Here is a 19,320-nt window from a genome sequence, read left to right as displayed (position 1 = left end):
ATGCCTCTGCGCGGGGGAATTCCCCGCGCAACAGCGGTCAAAGCGGCATGCCTGCGAGGGCATGCCGCTTTTTTTCTACAGGCACGATCCTTGCTCTGGCCCGCAAGCGGGGCCAGATGGGTTAACCTTTCTAAGTCCGTTGTAAGTTATTGAGACTATGCCCAATTTTTCCATGCGCGATTCCGAGAACCGCCACCGAAGCATCTATCTGCTTCCCAACGCATTCACCACCGCGGCCCTGTTCGCGGGGTTCTATGCCGTGGTGCAGGCCATGAACGACCGCTTCGAAGTCGCTGCCATCGCTATTTTCGTGGCCATGGTGCTGGACGGCATGGATGGCCGGGTGGCCCGGTTGACCAATACGCAGTCCGCGTTCGGCGAACAATACGACTCGCTGTCGGACATGACGTCCTTCGGCGTGGCGCCCGCGCTGGTCATGTACGAGTGGATCCTGAACGACCTGGGCCGCTGGGGCTGGCTGGCCGCATTTGTCTATGTGGCCGGAGCTGCCTTGCGCCTGGCGCGGTTCAACACCAATATCGCCGTCGTCGACAAGCGCTATTTCCAGGGCTTGCCCAGCCCGGCCGCGGCTGCGCTGGTGGCAGGTTTCGTCTGGCTGGCGGTGGACAACAAGCTGCCCATCCATGACAGCCTGATGGCGTGGGTCGCGTTCACGCTGACCATGTACGCCGGTATCACCATGGTGTCGAATGCACCGTTCTTCAGCGGCAAGAGCTTTGCCCTGGGCCGCAGCGTGCCGTTCTGGGGCATCTTGCTGGTGGTGGCCGTGTTCGTGTTCGTGTCCAGCGACCCCCCGGTCGTGCTGTTCGGCCTGTTCGTGCTGTATGGCCTGTCGGGTTGGATCATGTGGGCCTGGCGCTGGAACAAGGCTCGCCGCCTGACGCAAGAACGTCGCGGGCATTCTTCCTGATTCCAGTCCCGTGATCGCATTAAAAAAAACCCGCCAGCTGGCGGGTTTTTTGATGTGGCGGCGGGATGCAATCAACGCCACATGAATTTTTCGTCGTCGTACATCGGGTCGGGGCCGGGGTGGAAGTGCGTCAGCTTGCTGCCGTCGCGGCTCATGTAGACGTACATCAGCGAATTCCACACGCCATTCTCTTTATAGCGGTATGACCAGACGACTTCGCGCTTTTCACCCAAGCCGGTCTCTTCGATGCGGGCGGGCGGCCCGAACTCGCAGCGCACGCGGTCAGGTCCCCAGTCGCCGGTTTCAAGCACCTTGAAGTGCGCGTCGGTCAGCAGCGGCACCACTTGGCCCACTCGTCCGTCGGTGCCGACGTTGGTGCCCCAGGCGTATTGCCCCATCGGTTGCTGGGTCCAGATCACTCGTTCTCCGCCGCCGGCTTGCGGGCAGACAAAGTTAGGCTTGCCAAATTGCGTCAGCACCTCGGCGTAGGGCGTGCCCGGCGGTACCTGGGCCAGGTTGGCACAGGCGGTCAGGCCGGTCAGGGCCAGCGAAGCCAGCGCGATGCGGGCCGTTTTGTAATAATTAGACATACCTTGCTCCTCTTGGGCGCCGGTCGCTCGCTTGCCAGCCTGCGCGGGCAGGACGAAACCGTCTCTGGGGTAATTCTAGCGAATCAGCTATAATCATCGAGCTTTATCAAGTGTATTGATTTTGCAAGATGCTTTGCGCCGGCAGTCCGGCTGCAAGGTTTGACCCCAAAGCGGGGTCACCTTTGCAGCTATTGAAGCAGCAGTGAGAAAGCAAAAACGCTTATCGCCGGATCCACGCAAATTTTTTCCAAACCACGTCAGGGCACCTCGGCCCTGTCGCATGTCCGAAGAGGTCATCAATGTCTGTAGCTGACATCAAGAAATCCGATATCGTTGCGCAATTCCAACGCGCTCAAGGCGATACCGGCTCCCCCGAAGTTCAGGTGGCTCTGCTCACCGCCCGTATCAACGAACTGACTGGTCACTTCAAAGAACACATGAAGGACCATCACTCGCGCCGCGGTCTGCTGCGTATGGTCAGCCGTCGCCGCAAGCTGCTCGACTATCTCAAGGGCCGCAATCCCGATTCGTACCGCGCTCTGATCGAAAAACTCGGTCTGCGTAAGTGATCGACGGGGCTGGCTCCCCATGACGCAATAACCGTGGTCGGTGCGACGTATTGTCGCGACGGCCACGGTTTTTCATTTGTAAGGAATAATCGTCATGTTCAACAAAGTGACAAAATCGTTCCAATACGGCCAGCACACGGTCGTGATGGAAACTGGCGAGATCGCTCGTCAGGCCTCCGGCGCCGTTGTGGTGTCGATCGAGGACACCGTTGTCCTGGCCACCGTCGTGGCTTCCAAGAAGGCCAAGCCGGGACAGACGTTTTTCCCGCTGACCGTCGACTACATCGAGAAGACCTACGCTGCCGGCCGTATTCCGGGTGGGTTCTTCAAGCGCGAAGGCAAGCCGTCCGAAAAGGAAACGCTGACCTCGCGCCTGATCGATCGTCCGCTGCGTCCGCTGTTCCCCGAAGACTTCTACAACGAAGTCCAAGTGGTCATCCACACGCTGTCGGTCAATCCTGAGATTGATCCCGACATCGCCGCCATGATCGGCGCCTCGGCCGCTCTGGCCATCTCGGGCATCCCGTTCTCGGGCCCGATCGGCGCCGCTCGCGTGGGTTACATCGATGGTCAATACACCATCAACCCGAACGCCTCGGACCTGAAGTCGTCGAAGCTGAACCTGGTTGTCGCCGGTACGGAAAACGCCGTGCTGATGGTGGAATCGGAAGCCCAAGAGCTGTCCGAGGAAGTCATGTTGGGCGGCGTGGTCTATGGCCACCAGCAAATGCAGACCGTCATCAACGCCATTCACGAACTCGTGAAGGACGCTGGCAAGCCCGATTGGGATTGGCAAGCGCCGGCCAAGGACCAAGCCCTGATCGCCGCCGTGACCTCGGCTGCCCAGGAAGGCCTGAACGCCGCCTACCAGATCCGCGAAAAGCAAGCCCGCACCACCAAGCTGCGTGAAGTGTCGGCTGACGTGTCGGCCAAGCTGGCTGCCGCCGCCGCTGAAAAGGGCGAATCGCTGCCTGACGCCGTGACCGTCGACAACATCATGTTCTCGCTGGAATCGGCCATTGTCCGCGGTCAGATCCTGAACGGCGAACCGCGTATTGACGGTCGCGACACGCGCACCGTGCGCCCCATCAGCGTGCGTCTGGGCGTGCTGCCCCGCGCACACGGCAGCGCGCTGTTCACCCGTGGTGAAACGCAAGCGCTGGTCGTGGCCACGCTGGGCACCAAGCAAGACGAGCAGATCATTGACGCGCTCATGGGCGAGTACCGTGACCGCTTCATGATGCACTACAACATGCCTCCGTTCGCCACCGGCGAAACGGGCCGCATTGGTGTGCCGAAGCGCCGCGAAATCGGCCACGGCCGTCTGGCCAAGCGTTCGCTGATCCCGCTGCTGCCGGCACCGGAAGACTTCCAGTACACGATCCGCATCGTGTCGGAAATCACCGAGTCCAACGGCTCGTCGTCGATGGCTTCGGTCTGCGGCGGCTCGCTGGCCATGATGGACGCTGGCGTGCCGGTCAAGGATCACGTGGCCGGTGTGGCCATGGGCCTGATCCTGGACGGTGGCAAGTTCGCCGTGCTGACGGACATCTTGGGTGACGAAGATCACCTGGGCGACATGGACTTCAAGGTTGCGGGCACCGAAAACGGCGTCACCGCACTCCAGATGGACATCAAGATCCAGGGCATCACCAAGGAAATCATGCAAGTGGCGCTGGCGCAAGCCCGCGAAGGCCGCCTGCACATCCTGACCAAGATGAAGGAAGCGCTGGACGGTTCGCGTGGCGAGCTGTCGGCTTTCGCCCCGCGCATGCTGACCATCAAGATCAACCCCGAGAAGATCCGCGACGTGATCGGCAAGGGCGGCGCCACCATCCGCGCCCTGACCGAAGAAACCGGTACGCAGATCGACATCTCCGACGACGGCACGATCGTGATCGCCAGCGTCGACGAAGCGCAGGCCAAAGAAGCCCAGCGCCGCATCGTCGAACTGACCGCCGACGTCGAAGTGGGCCAGATCTACGAAGGCTCGGTCCTGCGTCTGCTGGACTTCGGCGCCATCGTGCAAGTGCTGCCGGGCCGCGACGGTCTGCTGCACATCTCGGAAATCGCCAACTACCGCATCGCGAACATCAACGATGTGCTGAAGGTCGGCCAGCAAGTCCGCGTCAAGGTCATCGAGGCCGACGACAAGGGCCGTCTGCGCCTGTCCATCAAGGCAATCGGCGGCATCGAGCAACAGCAACCTGCTGCTGCTCCGGAAGCTGCCCCCCAATCGGAACCGCAAGCTGAATAAGCTTGTTGCCTGATTGATCGAAAAACGGCGCCTTGCGGCGCCGTTTTTCATTGGGCCGCGCCCCTTCCTACTCGGCCCGCCTTTCCTGTAAAGTCGTGCGCGAGAAAGGGACAAGAACAAGGGGATGGGATGGGCAACGCATGACGGGATGGCCGGGAGCCGCTACCGCGGCGGCGCTGCTGACGGCGTTGCTGGCCGGCTGCATGAGCAGCCCAGGCCCGGGTCAACGCGGCCCGAAAGGCGAGGACATGTCGGCCGACCAGTTCGCCCAGACCGATTTCAACCGCACCGTCACCCTGGAAGTGCGCGACAACCTGTCCAGCCTGTATTCCTTGCTGGACAAGCTCTACCGCCGCAATCCCCGGGAATGGCGCAAGACCGGTTCGCCTGACCAGAAGACGGCGGTTAACCGCGTCAAGCACGCCATCGAAGTCCGCATTCCCCCCAGCGACCTGGCCGGCCTGCGGGATATCCAGATCCTGGCGGTATCGCTGGACCCCAACTACACCGGTGACCGGGTCGGGGCCTTCATCTATGGCCTGGCCGACACCATTATCGCGGCCCACAACGGCAAGACGCGCTTGTACGCCACCGACGCGCTGGACGGCCAGCGGGTCTACAATGCCGCACGGAATGTCGAGGCCGCCGCCTGGTTGCTGGCGTCGCGACGCAACAACCAGGGCGAGCTCTTATTGCTGGCCAATGAAATGTCCCCGAACGCCACGAACCTTAGCTTTGAGCGCGAATTCGGCGCCATCATCGGCCGGCTGGACCTGATCGCCAACCTGCTCGGCGAGAATTCACGGCGCATCGGGATCAACTATGCGCAGGGCCTGCTGTTGTTCAATTTCTTGCCTGTGCGCTAACAGGATCTACCCATCGTGATCGATATCGCCTCTATCCAGACCGCCCGCGAGAATCTGCGCGGCCAGGTACTGAAGACCCCGTTTACCCTGTCGCGCACGCTGTCCGACATCTTCGGCGCCGAGATCTGGCTGAAGTTTGAAAATCTGCAATTCACGGCCTCGTTCAAGGAACGCGGTGCCTTGAACCGCATGCTGACCCTGTCGGACGACGAACGCGCCAAGGGCGTGATCGCGGTGTCGGCCGGCAACCATGCCCAGGGCGTGGCCTACCATGCGCAGCGCATGGGCGTGCCGGCCGTGATCGTGATGCCGCGCTTCACGCCCACGGTCAAAGTGGCGAACACGCGCCGCTTCGGCGCTGAAGTGGTGTTGGCGGGCGATACCTTCGATGATGCCAAGGCTCATGGCTATGAATTGGCAAGCGCGCGTGGCCTGATCATGATCCACCCCTATGACGATGAAGCCGTCATCTCCGGGCAGGGCACCGTGGCGTTGGAAATGCTGGAAGACCAGCCTCAGCTGGACATGCTGGTCATCGCCATCGGCGGTGGTGGTCTGATCTCCGGGATTGCCACGGCGGCCAAGGCCCTGAAGCCCGGCATCGAAATCGTGGGCGTGCAGACCGAACGCTTCCCGTCGATGTACGCCGCCGTCAAAGGTGTGGCGATGCCGCAGGGGCAATACACCATTGCCGAGGGCATCGCCGTGAAGTCGCCCGGCGCGCTGACCCAGCCGATCGTCAGCAAGCTGGTCGACCACATCGATCTGGTCAGTGAAAGCGACATCGAGCACGCCATCGTCGTGCTGCTGGAAATTGAAAAGACCGTGGTGGAAGGCGCGGGTGCCGCCGGCCTGGCCGCGCTGCTGCGCGCACAAGAGGCGGGCAGCGACCGCTTCAAGGGCAAGCGCATCGGCCTGGTGCTGACGGGCGGCAACATTGACCCGCTGATGCTGGGCGAACTGATCGAACGCGGCATGGTCCGCGCTGGACGACTGGCGCGCATTCGCGTGGACCTGCGCGACCTGCCGGGCGCCTTGGCGCACGCCACCAAACTGATTGCCGACGCCCAGGCCAACATCACCGAAGTGCATCACCAGCGTGCGTTCACGTCATTGCCGGTGCGCAATGTCGAGGTGGACTTTGTGTTGCAGACACGCGGCCCGGATCACATCCTGGAAGTGATCGACATTCTGAATGCGGCGGGTTTTGCCGCCAGCAATCACGATCATTAAGGCGTTCGACCAGGGCGTGGCCCTGAGTCGCCGTCAGGCGGCGTCGCGAGTCGCGGCGTCGCGCGCAACCAGGCTTTTCAGGCCGTACAGTCGTTCGCGATGCAAGGTCGCGGACAATGGTTCGGGTTCACGGCCCAGCGCGACGTAATCCGCAGGTATCTGCGCGATGGCCTCGCGCATGCGATCCGCATGGGCTTGCCACCACTGCACCAGCATGCGATCCGGGTTGTAGACATCCAGCCCCTGGCGGCGCAATTCCGAACGATTGAAATCCTTCAGATTCCACGTCAGCACCTGCACCACGGGCGGTTGTTGCAGGCCGCAGCGCGCGCGCCGCGCCAAGCCTGCCGCGATCACGTGGAAGTCCTTGGGATCGCTGTAGCGCAGCGATGCCTCGTAGACCTCGGTGTCGCGCTCGTTGGCCTCGGGGAACCGCGCATTCATGTCGGCCCAGAACTCGGCCATCACTTCCGGCGGAATATCCCAGATACGCGAGGCGTTGCGGCGCCATTCCTCGCCGATGCGGTCAGTCCAGACCGGGATGTAGACGTTGGCATCCGCCAAACGCAGCAATAGCCGGCGCAGGATGCCGGACATGAGGACGCAAGCGTCAAGGACGATGAAAGGGGCAGAAGCGGCTGGAGCGGTCAAGATGGGGTCGGGCCCCTGGGCGGGCGGGACGCACGTGGCGTCCCGCTCGCCCAGGTGGGGAAAAGGGTAGGCGAGGCGCAAGAATAAAGGTTTTTTCCCCGGGGCGTTGCAGACGGCGCGTCAGGCGCGGCTTTGGTAGCCAGGCAAGGGCACGACGTCATCGGCTTCCGGATCAACCGGGGCTGGGGCCAAACTCGCCGGGCGCTTGCCATCCAGCACGGCATGAGCCTGCTCGCGGTCGATATCGCCGTTCCAGGCGCCAACCGCCACCGTGGCCACGCAATTGCCGATCAGGTTGCCCAGCGCGCGGGCGATGCCCATGAACCAGTCCACCGACAACACCAGCACCAGACCGATCGCCGGGATCGCCGGAATGGCTTGCAAGGTGGCAGCCAGGATCACGATGGCCGAGCCGGGCACGCCATGTGCCCCCTTGGAGGTGATCAGGGCCACGGCCAGGATGCTTAGCAAGTCCACCGTGGAGATGGGCGTATTGGTCGCTTGGGCGATGAACACCGCTGCCAGCGTGATGTAGATGGAGAAGGCGTCCAGGTTGAAGGAATAGCCCGTTGGAATCACGAGGCCCACCGTGGAGTCCCGGATACCCAAGTGGCGCAGCTTGGCGATGACTTGCGGCAGCACGCTGTCCGACGACGTGGTGGCGAAGACGACCGCCAGTTCTTCCCGCAGATAGCGCAGCAGCTTGATCAAACTGAAGCCGCATACGCGCATCACCACCCCCAGCACGGCGAATACAAAGACCGCCACGGACGCATAGAACACCAGTACCAGCATGCCCAGTTGCTTGAGCGAACTGACTCCATATTGGCCCACGGTGAACGCCACCGCGCCCAGCACGCCGAGTGGCGCCAGGCGGATGATGATGCCCATGATCTTGAACATGACGCGCGAGGTTGCGTCGATCAAGCGCACCACCGGCTTGCCGTGTTCGCCCAATTGCGACAGGGCGCAGCCGAACAGCACGGCAAACAGCAGGACCTGGAGCACGTCGCCCGTGGCAAAGGGATTGACGGCGGTGGTGGGGATGAGCTTCATCAGGAATTCGACGGTACCGCCGCTGGTGAGCTTGTCCGCGTTGGACATGTAGGCGCTCATTGCCGAGGCATCCAGGGTGCTGGTGTCGATATTCATGCCCGCGCCGGGCTTGAACACCATCGCCACCAGCAGGCCCAGGGCCAGCGCCAGCGTTGTCAATACCTCGAAGTAGATCAGCGCCTTGACGCCGACGCGACCCACCCGCTTCAGATCGCCCGCGCCGGCGATGCCATGCACCACGACGCAGAAAACCAGCACGGGAATGATCATCTTGATCAGTTTGATGAAGGCATCGCCCAGCGGCTTGAGCTTGGCGGCGATGTCTGGGGCGGCCAGTCCCAGTATGACGCCCAGGACTAGGGCGAAGACGACTTGACCGAACAACGATGTCGCAAAACGGCGCATGAGTTTGTCCCCTCGGTGTGCCTGTATCGGCAAAGGGTCCGCGTCGGGCGCGTGCTGCATGGCCGGGCGAACCGTCAGTTAACTGATTGATGCATGCTTAAGTTGTATACAAAACATGGGTACGATAAACCGGAATGTCAGGTGTGACTGCTGGGGCATACCCTGCATTTCAAGGATAAAAGGGGGGAGTTGGCGTCGTGATAGCGCGCCAGTAGGCGGCGGCGTGGGGCGCGCGCCGTATTGCTGTGTGTGGGGGTGGTGCCCGAGACCGGAATCGAACCGGTACGACCTTGCGGTCGAGGGATTTTCTTACCACTTCGGCTTTCGCCGCCAGCGCGAGGCGCTGTTCGTGGTCTGGAGCACGCCTTCACCATAGCCTTGCGGCCGTAGGTGCCCGCCGTCTGCTCTCTACACCTTCCTCGATTTTTCAATCAAGGCTTGGCTCGGCGTTGGCTCGGAACAGGTCCAGGGCGTTCGCCGAGTTTGACGGGCTACACCTTTGGAGTTTCCCCCAAAGGGCTCAAATTGTTTAAGTCCCTTGTGTCTACCAATTTCACCACTCGGGCGTGCGTGGCCCGTGTCGGGTCAGCAGCGGGCGAGACTATACCATCTTGGGGGTGATGACATAGGCGCGCGCCAGCGGCGTTCGGGTAATGACGAGACTATTTACGGCCGAATAAACGGCCCAGGAATCCGCGCGGGGCGGCCGCGGCGTCTTCCGCCGCTTGGGCCCTGCGCAACGACAGATCCTGGTAATCGGCTTTGCCGTTCTGCTGATAAGAAGCCGCTGCCTGGCGGAAGGCCATGGCCGATTCGGCGTGGCGCCTCATGTGACCGTAGATCTCTCCGCGTGAAAACAAGGCCCAGCTGCGGTAGTCGGGGTCCAAGCCGATCAGGCGGTCGCACGCGGCAAGCGCCTCTTCCTGTTGCTTTGCGGCAATCAGCGCATTGATGCGCTCGGCATGCAGAGGGCCATCGTCCGGCCACGTCGCGAGCGCGCGATCGGCATCGGCCACGGCCTCGGCGCCACGGCCAAGGTTTGTCAGGGCGTCAATGCGGACCCGGCGCCATTTCAGCCAGTCGGGGTCCAGGGAGATCGCGACTTCCGACAGGGGCAGGGCTTCGGCGTAGCGATCCAGGCGAGTCAGCATGTCGGCGGCGTTGCCCGGCAGGAAATCGTTGTCGGGCGCGATTTCATAGCCGCGCAGGTAGTAGGCAAGCGCCGCTTCCCACTGGCGTTGGTCGCGCTGGGCGTTGCCCGCCACGAACAGCAATTGTGGATCGCCGCTGTCCATGGGATCCAGCCCCTCTAAGGCCTGCTCGGCCAATTCAGGGGCGCCGCCGCGCACGTATTCGCGGGCCTGTTCCTTGCGGCCCTCCCAGCCGGTGTCCGACAGCAAGTCCAGATGCCGCCATAGCGGCGCGGCTTCGTCCGCGCGACCCAATCGGTGCAGGGACCGCGCCTTGCCTTCCAGCGGCCAATCCCAGTCGGGCTCGCGGCGCAGCAGGCTGGTCCATTCCGCCACCGCGTCTTCATGGCGCTCCAGCGCTTGCAGGCACGAGGCCCGGTTGTGCTGGATGGCGTTTTCCTCGCCCAGGATGGCGCGGGCGCGGTCAAACATCGCAATGGCGTTTTTCAGATCTCCCAGACGGCGGTAGTTGTTGCCCGCGTCGTACAGGAAACCGCCGTTGTTGGGCGCCAAGGCCACGGCGCGCTGATGGTAGGGCAGCGCGTCCTGGTAGCGGCCGGCGTTGTGCAGGTTGGAGCCGATGTAGCAATGCGGCGCCGCGGCGGAGGGCCGCAGTTGCGACGCGCGGGTCCAGCAGGCGATGGCGTCTTCCAGCCGGCGGTCGTTGATCAGCAGGTAGGCTTCGGACATCATCAAGCCGAAATGCGAGGGGGTACGCTGCCGAGCCTCGCGCAGGATGCGCCAGGCTTCTTGCTGTTCGCCCGCATCGTAGAGGGCGGTCGCGCGCACGCGCAGGGCATCGCTGCACTGCGGGTCCAAGGTAAGCGAGCGGGCCAGGTCGGCATCGCGTTGGGCGTGGGCGTGGCGCTTGTCGTGATAGTGGGCGCGCAAGGCCCACATCACGGCGGAACCGGGTTGTTCGCGCAAGCCCTGTTCGCACAGGGACAGCATTTGGACGTGGTCGTGGCCGTCATCGGCGCGGTGGATGGCTTCGATCAGACTGGACATGCGGCGCGTTCCGTATTCAAAAGGGCTGGCTAGCGCGCAAAGGCGCTGGTGTCATGGCGGCAGCGGTAGGGGCGGTCGGCAGGCGCGATGTCGTCGCTACCGCATTGCCAGCGGCGCACGCCACCGCCTTTCTTTTCCGAGCGCAATTCCGGCAGATACATCAAGTGCTTGCCCGCCAGCGTGGGAAAGCCGTCATCGCGCGGTGTGCCGGCAATCGTCAGCCGCAACACGCCGTTGACCGGATTCATTTCCAGCTTGGAGAAGCCGCTTTTCTGTAGCGATTCCTGGGTCATGCCGATATCCGCCATCGTCGCGGGGAATGTCTTCGTGCTGCGGTACTGGTTTTCCACCAGCATGCGGATGGGGTCAGACACCAGATCCAGGCGGCGAATGTCCGCGTGCAAGGGATTGTCGCCATCGTCGTTGCTCATGACGCCTACCCCAATGACCACGCCACCCAGAATCAGCGCCAGCACGCCGAACACGAAGAACAGGAACTTGCCGGTGCCGGTGACTGCGGGGGCCTTTGCAACCGCCGACTGCACCGCGCGCGGATTCGCCTGACTGGCGACCACATGAGTGCCGGCCAGGGCGTTGTGCATCGCCCGTTCGCCAAAGATGGCTTGCTGAATATGGTGGAACAGGCCGGGCAGCGCCAGATTGAGTGCGAACTTCAGCGTGTGCCTCCAGATGGAACGGGTCAGGCCGGGGGCTTGCCCCTTGCCATTCACGACGCGCAATTTCAGCAGGCGTTTGCCGGGCGATCCGCTAGCCCAGGAATCCATGAAGGCGGGGAGCAGCCAGCCGATCAGCCCTGCAAGCACCAGCAGCAGCACGGGCCGGGGTTCACCTGTCAGGCCTTCATACGTGAGCGATGCAGCCCAGACGAGCGCGATGATCGCCACCAGCATGAACAGACCGTCGATCGCCGTGGCGCCCAGCCGGGGCCAGATGCTGGGAAACACGGGCGTGCTCTGCGCCGGGGTGGTGCGCCCGGCAGGGGCGGGCGTGGCAGCTTTGACCGGCAACGGCGCGCGGCAGCTGAAGCACTGGGTGTTGGAGGCTGGGTTTTGCCAATTGCAGCGTGGGCATTGCATAAAAGCGTGATCCGCAAAACGAAGGCCGAGCGGAGCGGCCGGACTGCGGATCATACTCAGGTCCTGCGTGCGGGAAAACCCCGATCCCTGCCCGGGCGGCCAACGCGGGACACTTCCTGCCATGAAGCCCGTCCAGCCCGTTCCGCCTGCCCCCCGCGACATCGACCCCGTATCGCTTCGACTGTTTCTGTCCGCCCTGGAAGAGGGCAGCCTGGCGCGCGCCGCTGCGCGCGAGAACATTGTGCCGTCCGCCGTCAGCAAGCGCATGTCGGAAATGGAAGAGGCCTTTGGCGTGCCCCTCTTGGAGCGCGGCGTGAAAGGGGTGCAGCCCACGCCGGCAGGCAATGCGCTGGCAACCCATGCGCGCCGCCTGCTGCAAGACATGGATCGCATGCACCGCGAGATGGCGGGGTTTGCGACGGGCGTGCGCGGGCATATCCGGTTGGCGGTCAGCGTGGCGGCCTTGTCGGGCGACTTGCCCGCTCAGATCCAATCGTTTCGGCGGGCCTTTCCGCAAATCGATATCTCGTTGGAGGAAGACACGACGCAAGCGGCGTTTCGCGCCGTCCTGGAGGGCCATGCGGATGTGGCCGCCGGGTCGGATTTTGGTCATGACGGATTACAGGTCTTTGCTTGCGGCCATTGCGAGCTGGCGGCCGTGGTGCCGGGCCAGCATCTGCTGGCTGACCGCGAGACGCTGGACTACGCGCAATTGTTGCCCTTTGAACATATTGAGCTGAATCGCGATAACGGCATCAGCAGCGTGTTTGAACAGGCGGCAAAAGAGGCAGGGGTGACACGGCGCATCAGCGCGCGCGTCAGTTCGCACGAGACGATCTGCATGCTTGTCGCGCGAGGCATGGGCGTGGCGGTCGTGCCGCAGTATCTGAAGGCACGTCTGCCGCACCTGGACATCCGCTTTGTGCCGTTGACCGGCCCGTGGTCAAGCACGCCGATCTGTATTGCGGTGCGCGATCCGGACGCCGTGTCGCCGGCCGCGCGGGCCTTGCTCGCGCATTTGGGCGTGGTGCCGGCGGGCTAGCGCTAGGGGCAAACCCGGACGTTCCGAAACGAGAATGCCCCCGTGCTGAAAGACTGCTACCCATCACGCCGGCAAGCCCGCGATGATGGATGCATTCGCGGAGCGGCAGAAGGTCTTCTGACTTGTCCTGCACGCATCCCATCACCCGGCAGGCGAGAGGAAACGTTGATGAGCGCAGCACCGGCTTCACCCTTCATGGACAGTTCTGAATTGCCCTTGCGTGGCATCAAGGTTCTGGAACTGTCCCACATGATCATGGGGCCGGCCGCCGGTCTGTCGTTGGCGGATCTGGGGGCCGATGTGATCAAGGTGGAGCCCATTGACGGCGACCGGACACGCCGGCTGAAAGGGTCGGGCAGCGGCTACTTCCCGGTGTTCAACCGCAATAAGCAAAGCCTGGCAATCGATTTGAAATCGCCTGAAGGGCAGGACGTGGTGCGCAAGCTTGCGCTGCAAACCGACATGGTGGTGGAGAACTTCCGCGATGGCAGCCTGGCTCAGTACGGACTGGACTATGCGTCCTTGTCGGCTGACAACCCCGGGCTGATCTATGTGTCGCTGAAAGGGTTCTTGTCGGGGCCGTACAAGCATCGCACGGCGCTGGATGAAGTCGTGCAGATGATGGGCGGGCTGGCCTACATCAATGGCGGCGCCGACTCGCCGCAGCGTGTCGCGGCGTCGGTCAATGACATTCTGGGCGGCACCTTCGGCGTCGTGGGCGCGTTGGCCGCGCTGCATGACCGCCACGCCACGGGCCGAGGCCGGCATGTGCGTTCTGGTCTGTTCGAGAACAATCTGCTGCTGGTGGCGCAGTTCATCGCGCAATACCAATTGACCGGCTCGGCGCCCAAGCCGATGGGTGCCGAGCGCAAGCCGCCTTGGGGTGTTTACGACGTATTTGAAACGGCGGATGGTCGCGTGTTCGTCGCGGTGGTGGGCGATGCGCAATGGCGCAACTTCGCGCAGAAATTCCTGCCGCCAGAATGGGCAGCCGATCCGAGGCTGGCCACGGCCGTCGATCGCGAGGCCGCCCGGCCGTGGCTGGTGCCTGGCGTGGCCGAGATCTTGAAGACCTGGAAGACCGACGCGCTGTGCCAGGCGCTGGAGGCTGCCAATCTTTCTTATGGACCGATCCGGCAGCCGCACGATCTGCTGGACGATGCGCACCTGAATGCCGGGGGCGCGTTGCTAAGAACCCGGCTGCCCGACGGCAGCGAGATATCCACAGCGGCGCTGCCCATCGAGTTTGATGGGCGCAAGGCGGGCAAACGTTGCGATCCGCCCGTGCAAGGCGGCCAAACCCACGCCATCTTGCAAGGCCTGGGGCTGGATGCGGCACGCATCGAGGCGCTGCGCTCGGCGGGAATCATTGCATGAGAGGCTGTAGCGCTTGAGTTCTGTCGAGGCGGCGTCAGACCGCCAAGACATCCATCAAAGAGGAGACCCCATGATTCGAAAACTGATTGCGATGGCCGCTTTGGCCGCCGCCTGCACGGCGCATGCGCAGGACTATCCCAACAAGCCCATCCGCATCATCATTCCGTCCACGCCGGGTGGAGGCACCGACTACATCGGCCGCCTGATGAGCAACAAGCTGCACGAGTTGAACGGTTGGGCCGTGGTGCCTGAAAACAAGCCTGGCGCGGGCACGGCGCTGGGCCTGGCCGAAGCGGCACGTGCGCCCGCGCAAGGGTATGACCTGGTGATCGGCCAATCCGACAACGTCACCTTGATTCCGCTGTTGATGAAGGTGGCCTACGACCCCGTCAAGGATCTGACGCCCGTGGCGCTGGTGGCCACTACGCCGATGGTATTGCTGGTGTCGGAAAACTCGCCCTACAAGACCTTGCCTGAAGTGATTGAAGCCGCCAAGAAAGAACCCGGCAAGATTGCCTACGGCACGTCGGGCACTGGCGGGGGCGTGCACATTGCCATGGAGATGTTGCAGCACGAAGCCGGATTCAAGATGCAACATGTGCCGTACAAGGGCTCGGCACCTGCCCTGGCCGACCTGATGGGCGGCCATTTGCAGTTCGCGGGTTCGTCGATTTCATCAGCGGCCTCGCTGATCAAGGCCGGCAAGGTGCGCGCGTTGGCGGTGACATCGCCCAGGCGCAATCCCGCGTTGCCGGACGTGCCGACCGTGGCTGAGCTGGGCTACAAGGATTTCAGTGTCGTCACTTACTACGGTGTGCTGGCGCCGGCCAAGACGCCCGCCGACATCGTGTCGCGCCTGAACAGCGACTTCAATAAGCTGCTTTCGCGCAAGGACGTGCAAGAGGCGTTGGCCTCGCAAGGATTGGAGACGGATCCAGTCTCCAGCGCACAGTTCGCAGCGCTGATCCGGTCAGACATCGGCAAGGCGCAGCAAACGATCAAGAGCGCGGGCATCGTGGTGCAGCAATAGGGCGTGCCGATAGCGCCCCGCGTATTCGACAGGAGAACATATGAACCAGGAAGTCAGGCTTTGCGAAGTGGGCCCCCGCGATGGGCTGCAAATGGCCAAGGGCATGATGCCGGCGGCCGACAAGCTGCGCTGGATACGCCAACTGGCCCAGGCGGGCCTGCGTGAGATCGAGGTGGGTAGCTTCGTGTCAGCGCGACTCGTGCCGCAGATGGCGGACACCGGCGCCATCCTGCCTGAAGTCCTGAAGATAGAGGGCCTGACCGTCTGCGCGCTGGCCTGCAACCTGAAGGGGGCGATCGCCGCCTACGAGGCGGGCGCGCACGTGTTGTCGTTTCCGATCTCGGTCAGCGACACGCATAGCCATGCCAACGTCGGCAAGGGCACCGATGCGCAGGTGGAGATGATGGCGGCGATCGTGGACTGGGTGCGGTCGCAGCCGCGCGCCATGCGCATCGATGCGGCGGTCGCCACTGCGTTTGGCTGTTCGATGGAAGGCGCCGTGCTGGTGTCGCGGGTGGCGCGAGTGGCCGCCGCCGTGGCGCTCACGGGCGTCGATGAAATTGCATTGGCCGACACCGTGGGCTATGCGCACCCGGCTCAGGTGCGTGATGTGGTGCGAGCCACGCAGGACGCCGTGGGCAGCCAACTGACCAAGCTGCATCTGCATGACACGATGGGGTTGGGGCTGGCCAATGCGCTGGCAGGTTTGAACGAAGGCATACGCAGCTTTGATTCTTGCCTGGGCGGTCTGGGTGGTTGTCCGTTCGCGCCGGGGGCGTCAGGGAACATCGTCACCGAAGATCTCGTGTTCATGCTGGAAAGCATGGGCTTTAACACCGGGGTGGACCTTGGGCGGCTGTTGGACGCGCGCGCCTTGCTGGCCGAGGCCTTGCCACAAGAGACCTTGCGTAGCGGGGTGGCCGCGGCAGGCATACCCAAGACCTTTCACGACGCGCCCGCCAGGGTGTGAAGCCCGCGGGCTTATCGGTACACCAGCACCGGTACCGTGGAGTGCGCCAGCACCTTTTGCGTCTGGCTGCCCAGCAGCAGCGCAGCCATGCCGCTACGGCCATGCGAGCTCATTGCGATCAGGTCGCAATTTTGCGTCAAGGCAATGTCGATGATGACCTGATACGGCGCGTCGCTTTCCCGCATTTCAGTCGTGCAGGGCACGCCCATGGCCTGGGCGCGGGCGGCGGCTTCCGTCAGGTAGGAGCTGGCCAGTTCCTGGGCCTGGTGTTCATACGTCTTGCGCACCCCTTCCAATTGCACGGTTTCCATCGAGGGCATGTGGAAGGAGCCATAGGCCGTCACCACGGTGACGCTGGCGCCCAGTGCGCGGGCCAGGCCCAGCCCTTGCTCCAGGCCTGTGTTGGCCAGGCTGGATCCGTCGATGGGGATGAGAATGTGTTTGTACATGGCAACCTCCGGGGGGCGAGGGCGGCGCGAGTCATGGCCGCCACGTTGGCGAGTCGACAGCAATGACCATACTACGCCTGCGCCGCGTGGGTCGGAAGGTGCGTACCCGCATGCGTCTGACGCCGATCAAGCGCCGGCCCCGGAATGGGGCCGGCAGCCTCCTTACCAGCGGTACGTCGCCGTGCCGATGACGGTGCGCTGATCGCCGTAGTAGCAATTGCCGTAGCCGCAATTGGCGATGTAGGTCTTGTTGGCCAGATTGCGGGCATTCAGCGCCAAGGTCCATTGGTTGACCTGATAGCTGACCATCGCATCGAACAGCAGGAACGACGGCACCTTGGCGGGCGCGGCCTCGCCGTCGCCGAAGTTCGTGCCGGTATAGCGCGCGCCGACGCCAACCTTGATCGCGGATTCAAATCGATAGTCCAGCCACAGCGACGCGCGATGCTTGGGGACGGCAGTGGCCTGCTTGCCGATTTCAGCCGGATTGCTGCTGGCGATCACATCCGCCTTGGGCGTCCATGTGTAGGCGGCGACGACGTTGAAGCGAGGGATGGGCTGAAAGGTCGCTTCAAGTTCCAGGCCACGCACCTGCACTTCGCCCGTTTGATGCGGGATGGATTCGCTGTCGTAGGTAAGGTAGTTCTTGCGGCGCAATTCAAAAATGGCGGCGCTGTAGCTGTCTGTGCGCCCGGCTGGCTGGTAACGCACGCCGGCCTCGTATTGCCGTCCGGTTTCAGGCAGGAAGGGCTGGCCGCTGACCGGATCGATGGTGGAGGTAGGCGAGAACGACTCCGAATAGCTCAGGTAGGGCGCCCAGCCGGTGGGGTCCAGGTAGACCAGGCCGGCGCGCTTGGTGAAGCGATTGTCCGGGAAGCGCGTGGTGGTGCCGTCCTGGCGGTTGCGCAGCTTGCCCGACACGTCGTCGTAGCGACCGCCCAGCGTCAATATCCACCGGTCATTCCATTTGATCTGGTCCTGAAGGTAGACACCCGTCTGCGCCACGGTGATGTCCGCGTCCAGCCAGGGCATCGGCCGTTCGATGCCGCCGCGACCGTACACGGGATCGTAGATCGAGAGCGGCGGCGCCACACCGCCATTGAAACTGACTTGGTCGATGGCGGTGCGCTGGTAGTCCACACCCAGCAACACGCGATGCTGCCAGTTCCCCATGCGTAGGTCGGTCTGTGCCTGGTTGTCGATGGTGAAGCTGGAGATGTTCTCCTTGCTGCCGGAAACGCTGCGCCGCAAGGTCTGATAGTTGGCGGGATCGGCCGGGTTGTCGTTGACGGGCAGATAGCCCAGGGACTGCACCGCCGCGTAATCCACGCGCAGCTTGCCGTAGCGCGCGTTCTGGCGCAGGGTCACGGCGTCGCTGACCCGGTGTTCAAGCAGATAGCCGACCATCCACTGCGTCTGGTCGAAATAGTCGTAGTCAGGCTCGCCCACGAAAAGGTCGGTGGGGATGTATGTGCCGATGGGCGTGGGCACCAACGATCCCACGGCGGGACGCACCCGCGTGTACGTGCCACCCTTCTTGCGGCCATATTGCGACAGCAACGTCAGCGACGTGTCCGCCGACGGCCGCCAAGTCAGCGAGGGCGCGATGTACAGCCGGTCGTTCGAGATGCCATGCGTGGGCATTTCCGAATCCAGTCCCATTGCGGTGATGCGATACAGCCACTTGCCGTCCTCGTCGACCGGGCCCGAGAAATCTCCCGCCAACTGACGCCGGGAATGATCGCCCAACTGGGCCTGCAATTCATGCAAGGGCTCTTCGGTGGGGCGTTTGCTGACCACGTTGACCAGGCCGCCAGGCCCCGTTTGGCCGTACAGCACCGAGGCCGGCCCGCGCAGGACCTCGATCCGCTCCGCGCCATAATTCTCCGTCTGCCATATGCCCCAATTACCGTTATTGCGCAGCGGCATGCCGTCCAGGTAGAAGCCCGGGGAATAGGCATCGAAACCGCGTATCGAAATCCAGTCGTAGCGCGAGTCTGCGCCGTAGGTGGTGGTAGCCACGCCCGGCGTATAGCCCAGCGCGTCCTTAAGCGTGGTGGCGCCAATGGCGTTGATGCGATCCGCCGTGATCACCGAGATCGATTGCGGCGTTTCGATGATGGCCGTGTCGGTCTTGGTGCCGGTGGCACTGCGTTTGGCGACGTAGCCGGCGACCGGGCTCCAAGCCGTCTCGGCGTTGCCGCTGACGTTGATGGGCGCCAGCGTGGTGACCGGGGACTGCGGCACGCGCCGTAGCGTCAACGCGCCACCCGGCAAGACCACGGCCTCCAGGCCGGAACCGGCGGTGACGCGGGTAAGCGCCTCGTGCATCGTGTATTGCCCGGTGAGCGCGGGTGCCGCAAGGTTGCGGACAAGGGCCGGGTCCACGGACAACACGCGGTTGTTCTGCGCGGCAATGCGGTTCAGGGCCACGGCCAGCGAACCCGCGGGAATCTCATAGTGCTGGGCGGATGGGGCAGGCTGCGCGATGGCGGCGGGGGTGGATGCGGCGATGGCCACCGCTAGGCTGGCCCGATACAGAGGGTGCATGACGTACAACTCCGGGTTGCTGATTTCTCGAATTCCTACCCGGAGGTGT

The 19,320-nt window shown here is 63.4% G+C and carries 16 protein-coding genes; 9 read left to right on the top strand and 7 right to left on the bottom strand.

Annotated elements, in window-relative coordinates; translation table 11 throughout:
• Nucleotides 1-157: 157 nt before the first annotated feature.
• Nucleotides 158-931 (top strand): CDP-diacylglycerol--serine O-phosphatidyltransferase, encoded by a 774-nt coding sequence (pssA, locus tag HV753_RS21480; RefSeq protein WP_175176600.1) that lies wholly within the window; start codon nucleotides 158-160, stop codon nucleotides 929-931.
• A gap of 71 nt (nucleotides 932-1,002) precedes the next feature.
• Here pssA and HV753_RS21475 read toward each other — a convergent pair whose 3' ends face one another.
• Nucleotides 1,003-1,521 (bottom strand): hypothetical protein, encoded by a 519-nt coding sequence (locus HV753_RS21475; RefSeq protein WP_175176599.1) that lies wholly within the window; start codon nucleotides 1,519-1,521, stop codon nucleotides 1,003-1,005.
• A gap of 299 nt (nucleotides 1,522-1,820) precedes the next feature.
• Here HV753_RS21475 and rpsO point away from each other — a divergent pair, with 299 nt between their 5' ends.
• The 4 genes from rpsO (at nucleotide 1,821) to HV753_RS21455 (ending at nucleotide 6,446) form a co-directional block, all read left to right on the top strand.
• Entirely contained in the window at nucleotides 1,821-2,090 is a 270-nt protein-coding gene (gene rpsO / locus HV753_RS21470) for a 30S ribosomal protein S15 (protein WP_006223612.1), read from the top strand.
• A gap of 94 nt (nucleotides 2,091-2,184) precedes the next feature.
• Nucleotides 2,185-4,347 carry a polyribonucleotide nucleotidyltransferase gene (gene pnp, locus HV753_RS21465; RefSeq protein WP_175176598.1) on the top strand — a complete coding sequence of 721 codons (2,163 nt, stop codon included), beginning with the start codon at nucleotides 2,185-2,187 and terminating at the stop codon, nucleotides 4,345-4,347.
• Between the two features lie 140 nt (nucleotides 4,348-4,487).
• Complete coding sequence (locus HV753_RS21460) at nucleotides 4,488-5,213, top strand: hypothetical protein (RefSeq protein WP_175176597.1); 726 nt, start codon at nucleotides 4,488-4,490, stop codon at nucleotides 5,211-5,213.
• A gap of 15 nt (nucleotides 5,214-5,228) precedes the next feature.
• On the top strand, nucleotides 5,229-6,446 hold the full coding sequence (locus tag HV753_RS21455) for a threonine ammonia-lyase (RefSeq protein WP_175176596.1): 1,218 nt from the start codon (nucleotides 5,229-5,231) through the stop codon (nucleotides 6,444-6,446).
• A gap of 33 nt (nucleotides 6,447-6,479) precedes the next feature.
• Here the strand turns inward: HV753_RS21455 and HV753_RS21450 are convergent, their stop codons facing one another.
• The 4 genes from HV753_RS21450 to HV753_RS21435 form a co-directional block, all read right to left on the bottom strand.
• Complete coding sequence (locus HV753_RS21450; RefSeq protein WP_246288344.1) at nucleotides 6,480-7,043, bottom strand: PIN domain-containing protein; 564 nt, start codon at nucleotides 7,041-7,043, stop codon at nucleotides 6,480-6,482.
• A gap of 174 nt (nucleotides 7,044-7,217) precedes the next feature.
• The gene (locus HV753_RS21445) at nucleotides 7,218-8,558 is read right to left on the bottom strand and encodes a C4-dicarboxylate transporter DctA (protein ID WP_175176594.1); all 1,341 of its coding nucleotides are present in this window, start codon (nucleotides 8,556-8,558) and stop codon (nucleotides 7,218-7,220) included.
• A 662-nt stretch (nucleotides 8,559-9,220) separates the two neighbouring features.
• Entirely contained in the window at nucleotides 9,221-10,756 is a 1,536-nt protein-coding gene (locus HV753_RS21440) for a tetratricopeptide repeat protein (RefSeq protein ID WP_175176593.1), read from the bottom strand.
• A gap of 29 nt (nucleotides 10,757-10,785) precedes the next feature.
• Nucleotides 10,786-11,784: an RDD family protein gene (locus HV753_RS21435; protein WP_175176592.1), complete on the bottom strand. Its 999-nt coding sequence runs from the start codon at nucleotides 11,782-11,784 to the stop codon at nucleotides 10,786-10,788.
• Between the two features lie 190 nt (nucleotides 11,785-11,974).
• On the opposite strand from HV753_RS21435, the gene HV753_RS21430 reads away from it, so the two are divergent.
• From HV753_RS21430 to HV753_RS21415, 4 genes are all read left to right on the top strand, one after another.
• Complete coding sequence (locus HV753_RS21430) at nucleotides 11,975-12,895, top strand: LysR family transcriptional regulator (protein WP_175176591.1); 921 nt, start codon at nucleotides 11,975-11,977, stop codon at nucleotides 12,893-12,895.
• Nucleotides 12,896-13,063: 168 nt separating this feature from the next.
• Nucleotides 13,064-14,272 (top strand): CaiB/BaiF CoA transferase family protein, encoded by a 1,209-nt coding sequence (locus HV753_RS21425; protein WP_175176590.1) that lies wholly within the window; start codon nucleotides 13,064-13,066, stop codon nucleotides 14,270-14,272.
• A gap of 70 nt (nucleotides 14,273-14,342) precedes the next feature.
• Nucleotides 14,343-15,302, top strand: coding sequence for a Bug family tripartite tricarboxylate transporter substrate binding protein (locus HV753_RS21420; RefSeq protein ID WP_175176589.1), 960 nt, complete (start codon nucleotides 14,343-14,345; stop codon nucleotides 15,300-15,302).
• A 40-nt stretch (nucleotides 15,303-15,342) separates the two neighbouring features.
• Nucleotides 15,343-16,272: a hydroxymethylglutaryl-CoA lyase gene (locus tag HV753_RS21415; RefSeq protein ID WP_175176588.1), complete on the top strand. Its 930-nt coding sequence runs from the start codon at nucleotides 15,343-15,345 to the stop codon at nucleotides 16,270-16,272.
• 11 nt (nucleotides 16,273-16,283) lie between these two features.
• On the opposite strand, the gene HV753_RS21410 is transcribed toward HV753_RS21415, so the two are convergent.
• Together HV753_RS21410 and HV753_RS21405 are read right to left on the bottom strand one after the other, a co-directional pair.
• Nucleotides 16,284-16,721 carry a universal stress protein gene (locus HV753_RS21410; RefSeq protein ID WP_175176587.1) on the bottom strand — a complete coding sequence of 146 codons (438 nt, stop codon included), beginning with the start codon at nucleotides 16,719-16,721 and terminating at the stop codon, nucleotides 16,284-16,286.
• Nucleotides 16,722-16,883: 162 nt separating this feature from the next.
• Nucleotides 16,884-19,271 carry a TonB-dependent siderophore receptor gene (locus HV753_RS21405; RefSeq protein ID WP_175176586.1) on the bottom strand — a complete coding sequence of 796 codons (2,388 nt, stop codon included), beginning with the start codon at nucleotides 19,269-19,271 and terminating at the stop codon, nucleotides 16,884-16,886.
• Between the last annotated feature and the right edge of the window lie 49 nt (nucleotides 19,272-19,320).

Origin of the sequence: Achromobacter pestifer, assembly GCF_902859625.1 — a bacterium.
In the GTDB taxonomy this organism is placed as follows: domain Bacteria; phylum Pseudomonadota; class Gammaproteobacteria; order Burkholderiales; family Burkholderiaceae_B; genus Achromobacter; species Achromobacter pestifer.
The sequence above is the reverse complement of the archived record's forward strand: the minus strand, read 5'-3'. Positions and strand labels throughout refer to the sequence as shown.